This is a genomic window from Pseudomonas sp. xss_4 (assembly GCF_043104125.1).
GTDB classification, from domain to species: Bacteria; Pseudomonadota; Gammaproteobacteria; order Pseudomonadales; family Pseudomonadaceae; genus Aquipseudomonas; species Aquipseudomonas parafulva_B.
This window is the reverse complement of the sequence record NZ_JBICKJ010000027.1, coordinates 127,769-143,726: the sequence shown is the minus strand read 5'-3', so window position 1 is coordinate 143,726 and position 15,958 is coordinate 127,769. Positions and strand designations below refer to the sequence as shown.

General features: G+C 62.3%; 13 protein-coding genes. 11 read left to right on the top strand and 2 right to left on the bottom strand.

Features of this window, described 5'->3' with window-relative positions; translation table 11 throughout:
• Positions 1–36: 36 nt before the first annotated feature.
• From dgcB to ACF8GB_RS05580, 4 genes are all read left to right on the top strand, one after another.
• Positions 37–1,992 (top strand): dimethylglycine demethylation protein DgcB, encoded by a 1,956-nt coding sequence (gene dgcB / locus ACF8GB_RS05595; RefSeq protein ID WP_058638092.1) that lies wholly within the window; start codon positions 37–39, stop codon positions 1,990–1,992.
• On the top strand, positions 1,992–3,224 hold the full coding sequence (locus ACF8GB_RS05590) for an electron transfer flavoprotein subunit alpha/FixB family protein (protein ID WP_058602964.1): 1,233 nt from the start codon (positions 1,992–1,994) through the stop codon (positions 3,222–3,224). Before dgcB ends, ACF8GB_RS05590 begins: the two co-directional genes overlap by 1 nt.
• A gap of 10 nt (positions 3,225–3,234) precedes the next feature.
• The gene (locus ACF8GB_RS05585) at positions 3,235–4,005 is read left to right on the top strand and encodes an electron transfer flavoprotein subunit beta (protein WP_058638091.1); all 771 of its coding nucleotides are present in this window, start codon (positions 3,235–3,237) and stop codon (positions 4,003–4,005) included.
• Between the two features lie 177 nt (positions 4,006–4,182).
• Positions 4,183–5,010 carry an RHS repeat-associated core domain-containing protein gene (locus tag ACF8GB_RS05580; RefSeq protein WP_078479462.1) on the top strand — a complete coding sequence of 276 codons (828 nt, stop codon included), beginning with the start codon at positions 4,183–4,185 and terminating at the stop codon, positions 5,008–5,010.
• Positions 5,011–5,082: 72 nt separating this feature from the next.
• Here ACF8GB_RS05580 and gbcA read toward each other — a convergent pair whose 3' ends face one another.
• Positions 5,083–6,375 carry a glycine-betaine demethylase subunit GbcA gene (gene gbcA, locus ACF8GB_RS05575; RefSeq protein WP_058638090.1) on the bottom strand — a complete coding sequence of 431 codons (1,293 nt, stop codon included), beginning with the start codon at positions 6,373–6,375 and terminating at the stop codon, positions 5,083–5,085.
• Between the two features lie 294 nt (positions 6,376–6,669).
• Here gbcA and gbcB point away from each other — a divergent pair, with 294 nt between their 5' ends.
• The 3 genes from gbcB (at position 6,670) to ACF8GB_RS05560 (ending at position 8,506) form a co-directional block, all read left to right on the top strand.
• Positions 6,670–7,770 (top strand): glycine-betaine demethylase subunit GbcB, encoded by a 1,101-nt coding sequence (gene gbcB, locus ACF8GB_RS05570; protein ID WP_392526690.1) that lies wholly within the window; start codon positions 6,670–6,672, stop codon positions 7,768–7,770.
• A gap of 206 nt (positions 7,771–7,976) precedes the next feature.
• On the top strand, positions 7,977–8,207 hold the full coding sequence (locus tag ACF8GB_RS05565) for a hypothetical protein (protein WP_100852392.1): 231 nt from the start codon (positions 7,977–7,979) through the stop codon (positions 8,205–8,207).
• Positions 8,204–8,506 (top strand): cell division protein ZapA, encoded by a 303-nt coding sequence (locus ACF8GB_RS05560; RefSeq protein WP_196185548.1) that lies wholly within the window; start codon positions 8,204–8,206, stop codon positions 8,504–8,506. Before ACF8GB_RS05565 ends, ACF8GB_RS05560 begins: the two co-directional genes overlap by 4 nt.
• Positions 8,507–8,616: 110 nt before the next feature.
• Here ACF8GB_RS05560 and ACF8GB_RS05555 read toward each other — a convergent pair whose 3' ends face one another.
• Positions 8,617–9,657 (bottom strand): low specificity L-threonine aldolase, encoded by a 1,041-nt coding sequence (locus ACF8GB_RS05555; protein ID WP_078479259.1) that lies wholly within the window; start codon positions 9,655–9,657, stop codon positions 8,617–8,619.
• 382 nt (positions 9,658–10,039) lie between these two features.
• Between ACF8GB_RS05555 and ACF8GB_RS05550 the strand changes: the two genes are divergently transcribed.
• Genes ACF8GB_RS05550 through ACF8GB_RS05535 form a run of 4 tightly spaced genes read left to right on the top strand, consistent with a single transcriptional unit; the run spans position 10,040 to position 15,923 of the window.
• Positions 10,040–11,293 carry a serine hydroxymethyltransferase gene (locus ACF8GB_RS05550; RefSeq protein WP_392515420.1) on the top strand — a complete coding sequence of 418 codons (1,254 nt, stop codon included), beginning with the start codon at positions 10,040–10,042 and terminating at the stop codon, positions 11,291–11,293.
• Between the two features lie 15 nt (positions 11,294–11,308).
• Positions 11,309–12,559, top strand: coding sequence for a sarcosine oxidase subunit beta family protein (locus ACF8GB_RS05545; RefSeq protein ID WP_023532460.1), 1,251 nt, complete (start codon positions 11,309–11,311; stop codon positions 12,557–12,559).
• A gap of 14 nt (positions 12,560–12,573) precedes the next feature.
• On the top strand, positions 12,574–12,909 hold the full coding sequence (locus ACF8GB_RS05540) for a sarcosine oxidase subunit delta (RefSeq protein WP_027913567.1): 336 nt from the start codon (positions 12,574–12,576) through the stop codon (positions 12,907–12,909).
• Positions 12,906–15,923, top strand: coding sequence for a sarcosine oxidase subunit alpha (locus tag ACF8GB_RS05535; RefSeq protein WP_058638085.1), 3,018 nt, complete (start codon positions 12,906–12,908; stop codon positions 15,921–15,923). Before ACF8GB_RS05540 ends, ACF8GB_RS05535 begins: the two co-directional genes overlap by 4 nt.
• Positions 15,924–15,958 lie beyond the last annotated feature (35 nt).

Sequence of the window (15,958 nt, the reverse complement as noted above, 5' to 3'; positions counted from 1 at the left end):
GGTGGCGCAAGAATCTAGCTGTTGTGGGAGCTTCCCATGTTGAACACCCTTCTACCCATCCTGCTGTTCGCCGCGCTCGGGCTTGCCGTGCTCGGTGCGCTGCGCCGTGTGAACATGTGGCGCCGTGGCCGGCCCTCCAAGGTGGACCTGGTCGGCGGCCTGCTGGCCATGCCGCGCCGCTACCTGGTGGACCTGCACCATGTGGTCGAGCGCGACAAGTACATGTCCAACACCCACGTGGCCACCGCTGGTGGTTTCGTGCTCTCGGCGCTGCTGGCGATCCTGGTGCACGGTTTCGGCCTGCAGAGCAAGGTCCTGGGTTACGCCTTGCTGCTGGCCACGGTGGTCATGTTCACCGGCGCCATCTTCGTCTTCAAGCGCCGCCTGAACCCGCCTTCGCGCCTGTCCAAGGGCCCGTGGATGCGCCTGCCCAAGAGCCTGCTGGTATTTGCTGCCAGCTTCTTCATCGCCACCTTGCCGGTGGCCGGTATTCTGCCGGCCAACACGGGCGGCTGGGTGATGGTCGGCATTCTGGGCCTGGGCGTGCTGTGGGGCGTGTCGGAGCTCTTCTTCGGCATGACCTGGGGCGGGCCCATGAAGCACGCCTTCGCCGGTGCCCTGCACCTGGCCTGGCACCGGCGCGCCGAGCGTTTCGGTGGCGGCCGCTCGACCGGCCTCAAGCCGTTGGACCTGGAAGACCCACGTGCGCCGCTTGGCGTGGAAAAGCCGGTGGACTTCACCTGGAACCAGCTGCTGGGCTTTGATGCCTGCGTGCAATGCGGCAAGTGCGAGGCCATGTGCCCGGCCTTCGCCGCTGGGCAGCCGTTGAACCCGAAAAAACTCATTCAGGACATGGTCATCGGCCTGGCCGGTGGCACTGACGCCAAGTTCGCCGGCAGCCCTTACCCCGGCAAGCCGATTGGCGAGCATGGTGGCCATCCGCACCAGCCGATCGTCAACGGCCTGGTGGATGCCGAGACACTTTGGTCGTGCACCACTTGCCGCGCCTGCGTTGAAGAGTGCCCGATGATGATCGAGCACGTCGATGCCATCGTCGATATGCGCCGCCACCTCACCCTGGAAAAGGGCGCCACCCCGAACAAGGGTGCCGAAGTGCTCGACAACCTGATTGCCACTGACAACCCCGGTGGTTTCGCACCGGGTGGCCGCATGAACTGGGCTGCCGACCTGAACCTCAAGCTGCTGTCGGAGGTGAAGAGCACCGAGGTGCTGTTCTGGGTGGGCGACGGCGCGTTCGACATGCGCAACCAGCGCACGCTGCGTTCGTTCGTCAAGGTACTCAAGGCTTCGGGTGTGGACTTCGCCGTGCTGGGCCTGGAGGAGCGCGACAGCGGCGACGTGGCGCGCCGCCTGGGTGACGAAGCGACGTTCCAGCAACTGGCCAAACGCAATATCCAGACCCTGGCCAAGTACAAGTTCCAGCGCATCGTCACCTGCGACCCGCACAGCTTCCATGTGCTCAAGAATGAATACGGCGCACTGGGCGGCAACTACCAGGTGCAGCACCACAGCACCTACATTGCCGAGCTGATTGGCGCCAACAAACTCAACCTGGGGCAGCACAAGGGCGGCAGCGTCACCTACCACGATCCGTGCTACCTGGGCCGCTACAACGGCGAGTACGAGGCGCCTCGCGAGGTGCTCCGCGCGCTGGGAATCGAAGTTCGCGAAATGGAGCGCTCGGGCTTTCGCTCACGCTGCTGTGGCGGGGGAGGCGGTGCGCCGATCACTGACATCCCTGGCAAACAGCGTATTCCCGACATGCGCATGGACGACATCCGCACCACCGAAGCCGAAGTGGTTGCCGTGGGCTGCCCGCAGTGCACGGCCATGCTTGAAGGGGTAGTAGAGCCACGGCCGCTGATCAAGGACCTGGCCGAACTGGTGGCCGATGTACTGATCGAGGAAGAGGCCCAGCCAGCGGCTGCCAAGCCTGCGAAATCCAAACGTGAACCTGCGGAGGTGCATTGATGAGCGACATCATCCGCCGCGACCCTCGCGCCGAGTGGATCGCCCGTAACCGCCTGCATCCGCTGCATGCAGCCATGCAGACGCAACAGACCAGCTGGATGGGGCCCAACGGCCTCGTGCGCAAGAACCCTCACGCCAGTGCAGCGGGCTTCATCGGCCCCAATGGGCTCAAGCGCATCGACCGCTCGGGGGCCCAGCAGGGCACCAGTGGTGGCGCACGCCGTAGCGCTGCGGTCGAAGTGCAGTTGCCGCTGCACCAGGTGCCAGAGCCTGCGTTCTACATTGCCGTAGTACCGGACATGATCGGCGGGCGCCTGGGTAGCCATGACCGCGACCTGCTGGGCCTAGCCCATGGGCTGGCGGGCAGTGACGGTGCGGTACTGGCAATCGTGTTCGGCGAGCACAAGGAAACCAACTTTGCCGGCGCAGGTGTGGACCGCTTGCTGGTCATCGAAGGCGAGGCGTATCAAGGGTATGCACCGGAGCAGTTGGTGCAGGGCCTGCGCGCTGTCGACAACCAGTTCGCTCCGCGCCACTGGCTGCTGCCAGACAGCCGCACCGGCGGTGGCGAGCTCGGCCGACGCCTGGGTGCTGCGCTGGGCGAGCGCCCGGCAACACGCGTCTGGCAGGTCAAGGATGGGCAGTGCATCGGCCGCGCCGGTGCGGGCCAGCAAGACATGCAACGCGCGCTGCCACGCCTGATCCTGGCTGCGGCCGAATGTGCAGAGCCTGTCAGCGAAACCCGTCACGAGGCTTTACCGGTCGAGTTGTCCGGCAGTGTGGCGCGCAGTATCTCGCGCATCGAGGACCTGGGCTCGGTGGCCGTCGACCCGGCCAAGATCGCCATGGCCGAAGCCGAGTTCATCGTATCCGGCGGTAACGGGGTCAAGGACTGGGCCTTGTTCCACAAGGCGACCACGGCACTGGGCGCGACCCAAGGTGCATCGCGGGTGGCGGTGGATGATGGCCACATGCCGCGTGATCGCCAGGTCGGCGCCACGGGTACGTGGGTAACGGCTCGGGTGTACATGGCGGTGGGTATCTCTGGCGCGATCCAGCACCTGCAGGGCATCGGTGCGTGCGACAAAGTGGTGGCGATCAACATGGATCCGGGTTGCGACATGATCAAACGGGCCGACCTGTCGGTGATTGGCGACAGCGCGGCGATTCTTCAGGCACTGATCGACGCTGTGGAGCAGTTCCGCAACGGCGCCCAGCGTGACGCGGCATAAGGGCACGAGCATGAGTACGAAAGTCATCAGCCTGGTTTCGATCGGTGCGCATCCAAGCTCCGGTCGCACGCGGCGCGCCGAGCAGGACTCGCGGGCAGTCGAGTTGGGCCTGCAACTGGCCGGCGAAGACCTGCAAGTCGTGCACGCAGGGGATCCCCGTGAGGAAGCGTTGCGCGGTTACCTGGGGATGGGCCTGGAACATTTGGATGTGCTTGAGCAACCCGCAGGCGCCGATGTGCTGGGAGTACTAGGCGATTACCTGCGCGGTGCCGGTGCGCAACTGGTACTTACCGGCAGCCAGGCCGAGACGGGGGAGGGGTCGGGCATGCTGCCGTTCCTGCTCGCCGAAAAACTTGGCTGGCCGTTGGTGGTGGGGCTGGCCGAGGTGGAATCCATCGAGAACGGTACTGCCCAGGTGTTGCAGGCGCTACCGCGCGGTCAGCGCCGGCGTTTGAAAGTACGCCTACCCATGGTGGCGACAGTGGATAACGCCGCGCCAAAGCCGCGTCAAAGCGCCTTCGGGCCAGCGCGCCGTGGTGTGCTGGCGGCGCAGGACGTACAGGTGGTGGAGGATGAGCTGTTGGGCGAAGAGGCCCTTCAGCCGGCGCGTCCACGGCCCAAGCGCTTGAAGGTTATCAAGGCCAAGAGCGGCGCTGACCGGATGAAGGCCGCAACGGCCAAGGCCAGTGGGGGCGGGGGCAAGGTGCTGAAGGACGTTACGCCGCAGGAAGGCGCTGAAGCCATCATGAAACTATTGGTGGAGGAAGGCGTGCTGCGCTGACGGGCATGCCACATGACTGAACCCGCGAGGCATCCAGCGCAGTAGCTGGCAGTGAACGCGGGTTCGCCCGCTCTCACAATGAACGATACGCGCCGTTCACTACCTGTCATTTCTGCCAGTTCGCAAGCACCGCATCCTCACTTACTCTACGCGTATGCCAAGCGAGTCAGAGTGATCATGGCGACCCTTCTGGATAGCACCGACCGACTTTATTCTGTATCGGGAAAAAGTCACCGCAAGCCACTTGCCTACACACCCTACGGTGCCCGGTGCTTGGCACAGGCCACCTGCATAGGGTTCTGTGGTGAGTTCAGGGATGCGCTGACGGCTAAGTATCCGCTAGGAAACGGTCGTCGTTTCTACAGTCCCAGGCTGGGGCGCTTCACCAGCCCGGACTCGCTGAGCCCATTTGGCAAGGGGGGTATCAATGCATACGGGTACTGCGGTGGTGATCCCGTCAATCGCCACGATCCGGATGGCGCTTTCTGGAGCGCTCTGCTCAGAACCATTGGTGTTGCATCCAGCGGCGCAACGCTCTTCGGTTCATTGATGCGAACCGCCAGGAACGTTGTTGGGCGTAGAAGCGCATTCAAGGCTGCAAGCACCAATGCAAGCAGAGAAAGTCCGCTCAATCATACGGAGTTGACGCAGGCTTCCAGGGTTGCAAACCAGCAATTCTTCATCACTGGAAGCGCAGGGGTGGCGGGTCAGCTCACTGCCGCGTTCACAGGTGCAACTGCCACTTTTCAATCGGCCACGGATGTACTGGGCGTCGTGAACGCAGTCACGAATCTGAGCGGCGGCTCGATCGGTAACTTTGCGGCTGCTCGCGAGGTAGTCGGTTATTTGCGGGCTAACCCGCGAGAAATTCCCACAGTAGCCTTCGAGACGCTGATGGATGTCACGATGGTGGACGAGATGCTATCCACTGTTGGCCGTGGGTTCATATCAGCTGCGGCCAAGATAAGGTCCTGGGGTACTCGCCCCTATGACGTGCAGAGCTAGCGTTAAGAATGCCACGAGGCTAAGCACGCTCTGCCGGTGAAAGGCAGAGCGCGCTACTGCTCCATCTGATGACTACTGAGCTAGCACTTCCTTCAAGTACGGAGCAGGCTCCGCCCCCAAGTTGTTCAGCAAGCGCCCGCTGTACCAGTCAATGAAATTCACCACGCCAAACTCGTAGGTCTTCGAGTAAGGCCCAGGCTGGTATGCCGTGGAATTGATGCCTCGCTGGTTCTCTTCTGCCAGGCGGCGGTCCTGGTCGTTGGTGGCGTCCCACACCTTTCGCATGTTCTCAGGGTTGTAGTCCACGCCTTCGACGGCATCCTTGTGCACCAGCCACTTGGTGGTGACCATGGTTTCCTGGGCGCTGATCGGCCACACGGTGAACACGATCATGTGATCGCCCATGCAGTGGTTCCAGGAGTGCGGCAGGTGCAGGATGCGCATCGAGCCCAGGTCTGGGTTCTTGATGCGGCCCATCAGCTTCTGGCAGGCCTGCTTGCCGTCCATGGTCATCGAGACCGTGCCCTTGAGCAGCGGCATGCGCACGATACGGTTACGCAGGCCGTGGCTCTTGTGCAGGTACGGGATCTTCTCGGCTTCCCAGGCGGCAGCAGAGGCGGCCACGTGGTCCTTGAATTCCTGGCTGGCGCGTGGGTCGTTGGTGTCGTCCCATTCCAGCAGGGTCTGCAGCAGCTCCGGGTGCGAGCCATTGCAGTGATAGCATTCACGGTTGTTTTCCAGCACCAGCTTCCAGTTGGCCTTTTCCATCAAGGTGGTCTGCACCGCCACCTTGGCATTTTCCATGTCGTACGGTTCCATATAGTGGTCAAGGGTGGCCAGGAACTCGTCGATGGCTGGTGGGTTTTCCGCCAGGCTGATGAAGATGTAGCCGCCAGCGACCTTCACGTTCACAGGCTTGAGGCCGTACTGGTTCATGTCGAAGTCGGCGCCCATTTCGGTGCCGGCGAACAGCAGGCGGCCGTCCAGCTCGTAGGTCCACTGGTGGTAAGGGCACACCAGCTTGGCCACCTTGCCTTTTTCGCTGACGCACAGGCGCGAGCCGCGGTGACGGCACACGTTGTGAAACGCATGCACCTTGCCCTCGGTACCACGCACTACAATGATCGGGTTCTTGCCGATCTGCAGCGTGAGGTAATTGCCCTTCGCCGGGATCTCGCAGGTCATGCCGGCGATCAGCCACTCCTTGTGGAAAATCTCCTGCATGTCGATCTGGAACAGACGCTCGTCGGTGTAGAACGGCTGGGGCAGCGAGTAGGTGCGCTCGCGGTTCTGCAGCATCTGGGCAGTCGCCTTGCGTGCAGGTTCAAGTGGATCGCCCAGGCTCAGGGTTGCGGTGACGTCCATCGTGTATTCCTCGGGGCCGTGTGCGGCCGGCAAAAGGTGGCTAATCGTTGTTGTGGTGCCGCAAGGCTGTTAACCATGAACAGCGTGTTGTTTTGCGGTGGAGTGTGCGTCCGAAGGCGGCGTGAACCGTATCCATGGGCGACATGGCCGATTTGAATTACGACGCCGCAACCCTTGTCGTGCGGGGCTGGTCGCGATAAGTACGCCGATGTCGCTGGCAGGAATGTTCAAGGTCGCAAGCTTGAGCATCATCCGAGCCATAAAAAGGCCAACTGTCGGCTGCTGGAGATGAACATGTCCGAAACCTTCCTCAATCCGGTCACTACCCAGACCTGGGCCAACGGCCGCCACATCGTGCGCTGCGTCAAGGTCATCCAGGAGACCTGGGACGTGCGCACCTTCTGCTTCATGGCAGACCAGCCGATCATGTTCTTCTTCAAGCCCGGGCAATTCGTGACCCTGGAGCTGGAAATCGAAGGCAAGCCGGTGATGCGTTCCTACACCATATCCAGCTCGCCATCGGTGCCCTACAGCTTCTCCATCACGGTCAAGCGCGTACCCGGCGGACTGGTGTCCAACTTCCTGCATGACACCATGCACGAAGGTGCCGAGCTGCCGGTACACGGACCTGTGGGGCTGTTCAACGCCATCGATTTTCCAGGCGCCAAGGTGCTGTACCTGTCTGGCGGCGTGGGCATCACCCCGGTCATGTCCATGGCCCGCTGGTTCTATGACACCAACGCCAATGTCGACATGGTCTTCGTTCACAGTGCCCGTTCACCCAAGGACATCATCTACCATCGCGAACTGAAGCAGATGGCGTCCCGCGTGCCCAATTTCAGCCTGCACATCATCTGCGAGAAGCATGGCCTGGGCGAGCCTTGGGCGGGCTACCGTGGCTACCTGAACCAACGGCTGATGGAGCTGATCGCGCCGGACTACATGGAGCGTGTGGTGTTCTGCTGTGGCCCGACCCCTTACATGACGGCGGTCAAGCGCATGCTCGAGGCTGTCGGCTTCGACATGAACAATTACCACGAGGAGTCGTTCGGGGCGACGCCAGCCGAAGCCAAGGCCGATGCGGTCGAACACGCCGAAGCGGCCGCCGAGGCACCTGAAGTGGACGCCGCCGACCTCAACCTGGTTGAGTTCATCGGCAGCGAGAAGAGCATCCGCATCGCCCCCGGCGAAACCGTGCACGCTGCAGCGGCCAAGGTCGGCCTGATGATCCCGAAAGCTTGCGGCATGGGCATTTGCGGTACCTGCAAGGTGCTCAAGCTGGGTGGCGAAGTCGAAATGGAGCACAACGGCGGTATCACCGAGGAAGATGAAGCCGAGGGGTACATCCTGTCGTGCTGCAGCGTGCCGAAAGGGGATGTGCGCATCGACTACTGAGTTTCTGGCACGGCCTTGGATCTGTCAGGGGGGGCTGCTGTGCAGCTCCCTGTGTTTGACTGACCGATGGTTGACTCAGGTCGGAACAAGAGGGGGGTTACCCTGTCAATGTGCGGGGTAGAAACCTTGTGAATCCGATATTTAATGGCGATGGGCAACGGTTTTCTTTATCGTGTGCGCCCCTCGCAACAACCTGAGATAGACCCATGCTTGAAGCTTCCCTCAATCAACTCGAGCAACTGGTCAGCGACCTGATGCAAAAGAACGCTCAACTCACCGAGCAGAACAACGCACTCGGTCAGCAACTGGCCCAGGCAAACGAAGAGAACGAAACCCTGCAGCTGTCCTTGATGGAGCAGGAAGAAAAGAACGGCGCCACCGCTGCCCGTATCCAGGCGTTGGTCGAGCGTGCCAGCGCGGGTGTCGTCAACGCATGAACCTGCAAGCGCAGCCGATCAATGTCGTGTCGATTCTTGGCAACGACTATTCGATCAAGGCGCCCGAAGGCCAGGAAGAAACCTTGGCGCACGCGGTGCGTATGTTGAACACGGCCCTGGCCGAGACCAAGCGTTCGTATCCGACGTTGATCGGCGACAAGCTGCTGGTGCTGGCAGCCTTGAACCTGTGTTCGAAGCAGGTAGAACTGCAGAAGGAGCATCAGCAGACGCTTGCACGGACCCAGGCGCAGATCGACGCCACCGTTGACGCGATCGTTCGGACCATGGCCGAGCAGTGACAGGTCGTTGGCCAAGCCAAGTGGGGAGCGGCTAACCTCGCCCCCACGCTTCACGGTTTCCCCCAGTTGCTCGATGACTGAGTTTCAGGTGAAGCCGACTGGCAGAAGTATCAAGTGCCGGCGATGGCCCGGATGTCTGCCGCCAGCTCGCGCACACGTTCTTCTTCAGTGTCCCAGGAACACATGAACCGCGCACCGCCGCTGCCGATGAAGGTATAGAAGCGCCAGCCCTTGCCTCGCAAGGCCTCGATCACCGGTTCGGGCATTTGCAGGAACACCCCGTTGGCTTCCACTGGGAACATCAGCTCGATGCCTGGCAAATCACTCACCAGTGATGCCAATAATTGGGCGCAGTGGTTGGCATGCTTGCCGTGCCGCATCCAGGCGCCGTCTTCGAGTATCCCGACCCAAGGCGCAGACAGAAACCGCATCTTCGAAGCCAATTGCCCGGCTTGCTTGCAACGGTAGTCGAAGTCTTCGGCCAACTGCCGGTTGAAGAACAGGATGGCTTCCCCGACGGCCATGCCGTTCTTGGTGCCGCCAAAACACAATACGTCGACGCCGGCTTTCCAGGTCAGTTCGGCCGGGCTGCAGCCCAGGAAAGCGCAAGCATTGGTAAAGCGCGCGCCGTCCATGTGCAAGTTAAGGCCCAATTCCTTACAGGTGGCGCTGATCGCCTTGAGTTCGTCGGGGCGGTAGACGGTGCCGACTTCCGTGGCTTGCGTGAGCGTGACCACGCGGGGCTTTGGATAGTGAATGTCCTGGCGCTTGAGCGCCACTTCGCGGATCGACTCGGGGGTGAGCTTGCCGTTGGTACTTGGGGCGGTAAGCAGCTTAGAGCCATTGGAGAAAAATTCCGGGGCGCCGCACTCGTCTGTTTCGACATGCGCGGTCTCCGAGCAGATCACGCTGTGGTAGCTCTGGCACAGCGAGGCCAGGGCCAGCGAGTTGGCGGCGGTGCCGTTGAAGGCGAAGAACACTTCGCAGTCGGTTTCGAACAAGGCCCGAAAGTATTCCGAGGCGCGCGCCGTCCATTGATCGTCGCCGTAGGCGCGGTCGTGGCCGTGGTTGGCTTTTTCCATCGCAGACCAGGCTTCCGGGCAGATGCCGGAATAGTTGTCGCTGGCGAATTGTTGGCTCTTATCTGTCATGACACTGTCCTGTGAACGACGCAGGACAGCACTCTAAACCATCGATTCAGCGGTTGACTATACAACCCCGATACCCATGCGTTTCAAGCGCACTTGTTCACGGGCTTCGCTGTATCCAGATCCAGGCAGGCTTGCCGAAGCGTCAGGTCAGTGAGCTTGGCCCGATGAAGAAACGGGCCGTGGCCTGGCGGGTGTTCAGGCCAGCGCCCCCCAACGCAAGCCGTACGTGTGGTCAGTGTGATCGGGACGCTGACCAATGTCGTAAACGCGCCATTGCAAGGCGTGCGCAGGCATCTGGCACACCCCGGCCAGCCCTACCATCGCCACAAAGGGTCAAAGTGAACCCTCCGAACAAAAAATGATCGCTGCCGGGAGATACAAGATGTTCAGCAAGCAAGACCAGATTCAAGGTTACGACGATGCACTGCTGGCGGCGATGAGTGCCGAAGAGCAGCGTCAGGAAGACCACATCGAGCTGATCGCCTCGGAGAACTACACGTCCAAGCGCGTGATGCAGGCCCAAGGCAGCGGCCTGACCAACAAATACGCCGAAGGCTACCCAGGCAAGCGCTACTACGGTGGCTGCGAGCATGTCGACAAGGTCGAAGTGCTGGCCATCGAGCGCGCCAAGCAGCTGTTCGGTGCCGACTATGCCAACGTCCAGCCGCACTCCGGCTCCTCGGCCAACAGCGCTGTATACCTGGCGTTGCTGCAGCCCGGCGACACCATTCTAGGCATGAGCCTGGCCCACGGGGGCCACCTGACCCACGGCGCCAAGGTGTCGTCTTCGGGCAAGCTGTACAACGCCGTGCAGTACGGCATCGACACCGATACCGGCCTGATCGACTACGACGAAGTCGAGCGACTGGCGGTCGAGCACAAGCCCAGAATGATTGTCGCGGGCTTCTCGGCCTACTCCAAAACCCTGGACTTCCCGCGTTTTCGCGCCATCGCCGACAAGGTCGGGGCGCTGTTGTTCGTGGACATGGCCCACGTGGCCGGCCTGGTCGCTGCGGGCCTTTACCCGAACCCGATCCCGTTCGCGGACGTGGTGACCACCACCACCCACAAGACCTTGCGCGGCCCGCGTGGCGGCCTGATCCTGGCCAAGTCGAACGAAGAGATCGAGAAGAAACTCAACGCTGCCGTCTTCCCGGGCGCCCAAGGCGGCCCGCTGATGCACGTAATCGCCGGCAAGGCGGTGTGCTTCAAGGAAGCGCTTGAGCCTGAGTTCAAGAGCTACCAGAAGCAGGTCATCGAAAACGCCCAGGCCATGGCGCAGGTGTTCATCGAACGCGGCTATGACGTGGTTTCCGGTGGCACCGACAACCACCTGTTCCTGGTCAGCCTGATTCGCCAGGGCCTGACGGGCAAAGATGCCGACGCTGCCCTGGGCCGCGCGCATATCACCGTCAACAAGAACGCCGTCCCCAACGACCCGCAATCGCCGTTCGTGACCTCGGGCCTGCGCATCGGCACCCCAGCGGTCACCACCCGTGGCTTCAAGGTCGCCCAATGCGTGGCCCTGGCCGGCTGGATCTGCGACGTGCTCGACAACCTCGGTGACGCTGACGTCGAAGCCGATGTGGCCAGCAATGTCGCGGCGCTGTGCGCAGATTTCCCTGTTTACCGCTGAGTGGAGTCCCATACCATGCAACGTTACTCGGGCTTCGGCCTTCTCAAGCACTCCCTCAGCCACCACGAGAACTGGCAGCGCATGTGGCGTACGCCGACACCGAAGAAGGTGTACGACGTGGTCATCGTCGGCGGTGGTGGCCACGGTCTGGCCACGGCCTACTACCTGGCCAAGGAACACGGCATCACCAATGTCGCGGTGATCGAAAAAGGTTACCTGGGCGGCGGCAACACCGCCCGTAACACCACCATCGTGCGCTCCAACTACCTGTGGGACGAGTCGGCCCACCTCTACGAGCACGCCATGAAGCTGTGGGAGGGCCTGTCCCAGGACCTCAACTACAACGTCATGTTTTCCCAGCGCGGTGTGTACAACCTGTGCCATACCCTGCAGGACATGCGTGACTCCGAGCGCCGGGTCAGCGCCAACCGCCTCAACGGCGTCGATGGCGAGCTGCTCAACACCGCCCAGGTCGCGGCCGAGATTCCGTACCTGGACTGCTCCAAGAACACCCGTTACCCAATCCTGGGTGCTACCGTACAGCGCCGTGGCGGCGTTGCCCGTCACGATGCCGTGGCCTGGGGTTACGCCCGTGCCGCCGACGCCCTGGGCGTGGATTTGATCCAGCAGACCGAAGTGACGGGTTTCCGCAAGGAAAATGGCGCGGTCATCGGCGTGGAAACCAACAAGGGCTTCATCGGCGCCAAGCGCGTGGGCGTGGTCACGGCAGGTAACTCCGGCCACATGGCCAAGCTGGCCGGCTTCCGCCTGCCGCTCGAATCGCACCCCTTGCAGGCACTGGTTTCCGAACCGATCAAGCCCATCATCGACAGCGTCATCATGTCCAACGCCGTGCACGGCTACATCAGCCAATCGGACAAAGGTGACCTGGTGATCGGTGCGGGTATCGACAGCTGGGTCGGCTACGGCCAGCGTGGTTCTTATCCGGTGATCGAGCACACCTTGCAGGCCATCGTCGAGATGTTCCCCAACCTCTCGCGTGTGCGCATGAACCGCCAATGGGGCGGCATCGTCGACACCTCGCCGGACGCCTGCCCGATCATCACCAAGACCCCGGTCAAGAACATGTTCTTCAACTGCGGATGGGGTACTGGCGGCTTCAAGGCGACCCCAGGTTCGGGCAACGTCTTCGCCGCGAGCCTGGCCAAGGGCGAGATGCACCCACTGGCCGCGCCGTTCTCCATGGACCGCTTCTACAACGGCGCCCTGATCGACGAACACGGCGCTGCCGCCGTCGCCCACTAACCGGAGACACCGTCATGTTGCATATTTTCTGTCCCCACTGCGGCGAGCTGCGCTCCGAAGAAGAGTTCCACGCCTCTGGCCAGGCGCACATTGCCCGCCCGCTGGACCCAAACGCCTGCTCCGACCAGGAGTGGGGCACGTACATGTTCTACCGTGACAACCCGCGCGGTATCCACCACGAACTGTGGGATCACGTTGCCGGCTGCCGTCAGTATTTCAACGTCACCCGTAACACCGAAACCTACGAGATCCTGGAAACCTACAAGATTGGCGAGAAGCCGCAAGTCAGCGCCCGTGAACACACACCGGCGCGCTCGGCTGCTGTAAACGAACGGGGAGTCAACGTATGAGCCAGACCTATCGCCTCGCCAGCGGCGGCCGTATCGACCGCAGCAAGGTGTTGAACTTCACCTTCAACGGCAAGACTTACCAGGGCTATGCCGGCGACAGCCTGGCAGCGGCCCTGCTGGCCAACGGCGTCGACATCGTTGGCCGCAGCTTCAAGTACTCGCGTCCGCGCGGCATCATTGCCGCAGGCACCGAGGAGCCGAACGCCATCTTGCAGATCGGCTCCAGCGAAGCCACCCAGATCCCCAACGTGCGCGCCACCCAGCAAGCCCTGTATTCGGGCCTGGTCGCCACCAGCACCAATGGCTGGCCGAACGTCAACAATGACGTCATGGGTATCCTCGGCAAGGTGGGCGGCAGCATGATGCCGCCGGGCTTCTACTACAAAACTTTCATGTACCCTAAGTCGTTCTGGATGACGTACGAGAAGTACATCCGTAAGGCAGCCGGCCTTGGCCGCGCGCCGCTGCAGAATGATCCGGACAGCTATGACTACATGAACCAGCACTGCGACGTGCTGATCGTCGGTGCAGGGCCTGCGGGCCTGGCGGCGGCCCTTGCCGCTGCGCGCAGCGGTGCTCGCGTGATCCTGGCGGACGAGCAGGAAGAATTCGGTGGCAGCCTGCTGGACACCCGTGAAACCCTCGACGGCAAGCCGGCCGCTGAATGGGTCAGTGGCGTCATCAAGGAGCTCGAAGGCCTGCCGGAAGTGACCTTGCTGCCACGCGCCACGGTCAACGGCTACCACGACCACAACTTCCTGACCATCCATGAGCGCCTCACCGACCACCTGGGCGACCGTGCTCCGCTCGGTCAGGTGCGCCACCGCGTGCACCGTGTACGGGCCAAACGTGTCGTACTGGCCACCGGCGCCCATGAGCGCCCGCTGGTGTACGGCAACAACGACGTGCCGGGCAACATGCTGGCCGGCGCCGTTTCGACCTACGTTCGTCGCTACGGCGTAGCACCTGGCCGCAAGCTGGTGCTGTCGACCAACAACGACCACGCCTACCGTACCGCGCTGGACTGGCACGATGCTGGGCTGCAAGTGGTGGCCATCGCCGATGCGCGCCACAACCCACGTGGCTCGCTGGTCGAAGAAGCGCGCGCCAAGGGTATTCGTATCCTCACTTCCAGTGCCGTCATCGAAGCCAAGGGCAGCAAGCACGTCACCGGCGCTCGTGTGGCGGCCATCGATGTGCAGGCCCACAAGGTCACCAGCCCTGGTGAAACCCTCGAGTGCGATTTGATCGCCACCTCCGGGGGCTATAGCCCTGTGGTTCACCTGGCTTCGCACCTGGGCGGCCGTCCGGTATGGCGTGAAGACATCCTGGGCTTCGTGCCGGGCAATGCCCCGCAAAAGCGCGAGTGCGTTGGCGGCATCAACGGTGTCTACCCGTTGGGCGATGCCATTGCCGACGGCTTCGAAGGCGGCGTGCGTGCAGCCACCGAAGCAGGTTTCAAGGCCAGCGTAGGCACCTTGCCGAAAACCGTTTCGCGCAAGGAAGACGCCACCCTGGCGCTGTTCCAGGTGCCACACGACAAGGGCACCGCCCGTGCGCCGAAGCAGTTCGTCGATCAGCAGAACGACGTCACGGCCGCTGCCATCGAGCTGGCTACCCGTGAAGGCTTCGAGTCGGTCGAGCACGTCAAGCGCTACACCGCGCTGGGTTTCGGTACCGACCAGGGCAAGCTGGGCAACATCAACGGCCTAGCCATTGCGGCGCGTTCGATGGGCATTACCATTCCGGAAATGGGCACCACCATGTTCCGCCCCAACTACACGCCGGTGACGTTCGGCGCGGTGGCGGGCCGTCACTGTGGGCACTTGTTCGAGCCCGTGCGCTTTACGGCCCTGCATGCCTGGCACGTGAAGAACGGCGCCGAGTTCGAGGACGTCGGCCAGTGGAAGCGCCCGTGGTACTTCCCCAAGGCCGGTGAAGACATTCACGCCGCCGTTGCCCGCGAATGCAAGGCCGTGCGTGACAGCGTCGGCTTCCTAGACGCCTCTACCCTGGGCAAGATCGATATTCAGGGCCCGGATTCGCGCGAGTTCCTCAACCGCGTGTACACCAACGCCTGGACCAAGCTCGATGTGGGCAAGGCGCGCTATGGCCTGATGTGCAAGGAAGACGGCATGGTGTTCGACGACGGCGTGACCGCCTGCGTCGGCGACAACCACTTCATCATGACTACCACCACTGGCGGCGCGGCGCGCGTGTTGCAGTGGCTGGAGCTGTACCACCAGACCGAGTGGCCGGACCTGAAGGTGTACTTCACCTCGGTGACCGACCACTGGGCGACCATGACCTTGTCCGGGCCAAACAGCCGCAAGCTGCTCAGCGAGTTGACCGACATCGACATGGACAAGGAAGCCTTCCCGTTCATGACCTGGAAGGAAGGCAACGTCGGCGGTGTGCCGGCCCGTGTATTCCGTATCTCGTTCACTGGTGAACTGTCGTACGAAATCAACGTGCAGGCCAACTACGCCATGGGCGTGCTGGAGCAGATCGTCGAGGCAGGCAAGAAGTACAACCTGACCCCGTACGGCACCGAGACCATGCACGTGTTGCGTGCCGAGAAGGGCTTCATCATCGTCGGCCAGGACACGGACGGCTCGATGACCCCGGACGACCTGAACATGAGCTGGTGCGTAGGGCGCAACAAGCCGTATTCGTGGATTGGCCTGCGCGGCATGAACCGTGAAGACTGCGTGCGTGAAAACCGCAAGCAGCTGGTTGGCCTGAAACCGATCGACCCGAACCAGTGGCTGCCTGAAGGCGCTCAACTGGTGTTCGATCCGAAGCAGCCCATCCCGATGGACATGGTTGGCCACGTTACCTCCAGCTACGCTGCCAACTCTCTGGGCTACTCGTTCGCCATGGGTGTGGTCAAGGGCGGCCTCAAGCGCATGGGCGAGCGTGTCTACTCGCCTCAGGCCGATGGCAGCGTGATCGAGGCGGAAATCGTGTCTTCGGTGTTCTTCGATCCGAAGGGTGAGCGGCAGAACGTTTGACTCCGGGCTCCATTAGGAGCAGGCCAGGCCTGCTC

Excerpts from the sequence above, each read along its gene's own strand:
- dgcB (WP_058638092.1), top strand. The coding sequence starts at position 37 with ATGTTGAACACCCTTCTACCCATCCTGCTGTTCGCCGCGCTCGGGCTT.
- ACF8GB_RS05590 (WP_058602964.1), top strand. The coding sequence starts at position 1,992 with ATGAGCGACATCATCCGCCGCGACCCTCGCGCCGAGTGGATCGCCCGT.
- ACF8GB_RS05585 (WP_058638091.1), top strand. The coding sequence starts at position 3,235 with ATGAGTACGAAAGTCATCAGCCTGGTTTCGATCGGTGCGCATCCAAGC.
- ACF8GB_RS05580 (WP_078479462.1), top strand. The coding sequence starts at position 4,183 with ATGGCGACCCTTCTGGATAGCACCGACCGACTTTATTCTGTATCGGGA.
- gbcA (WP_058638090.1), bottom strand. The coding sequence starts at position 6,375 with ATGGACGTCACCGCAACCCTGAGCCTGGGCGATCCACTTGAACCTGCA.
- gbcB (WP_392526690.1), top strand. The coding sequence starts at position 6,670 with ATGTCCGAAACCTTCCTCAATCCGGTCACTACCCAGACCTGGGCCAAC.
- ACF8GB_RS05565 (WP_100852392.1), top strand. The coding sequence starts at position 7,977 with ATGCTTGAAGCTTCCCTCAATCAACTCGAGCAACTGGTCAGCGACCTG.
- ACF8GB_RS05560 (WP_196185548.1), top strand. The coding sequence starts at position 8,204 with ATGAACCTGCAAGCGCAGCCGATCAATGTCGTGTCGATTCTTGGCAAC.
- ACF8GB_RS05555 (WP_078479259.1), bottom strand. The coding sequence starts at position 9,657 with ATGACAGATAAGAGCCAACAATTCGCCAGCGACAACTATTCCGGCATC.
- ACF8GB_RS05550 (WP_392515420.1), top strand. The coding sequence starts at position 10,040 with ATGTTCAGCAAGCAAGACCAGATTCAAGGTTACGACGATGCACTGCTG.
- ACF8GB_RS05545 (WP_023532460.1), top strand. The coding sequence starts at position 11,309 with ATGCAACGTTACTCGGGCTTCGGCCTTCTCAAGCACTCCCTCAGCCAC.
- ACF8GB_RS05540 (WP_027913567.1), top strand. The coding sequence starts at position 12,574 with ATGTTGCATATTTTCTGTCCCCACTGCGGCGAGCTGCGCTCCGAAGAA.
- ACF8GB_RS05535 (WP_058638085.1), top strand. The coding sequence starts at position 12,906 with ATGAGCCAGACCTATCGCCTCGCCAGCGGCGGCCGTATCGACCGCAGC.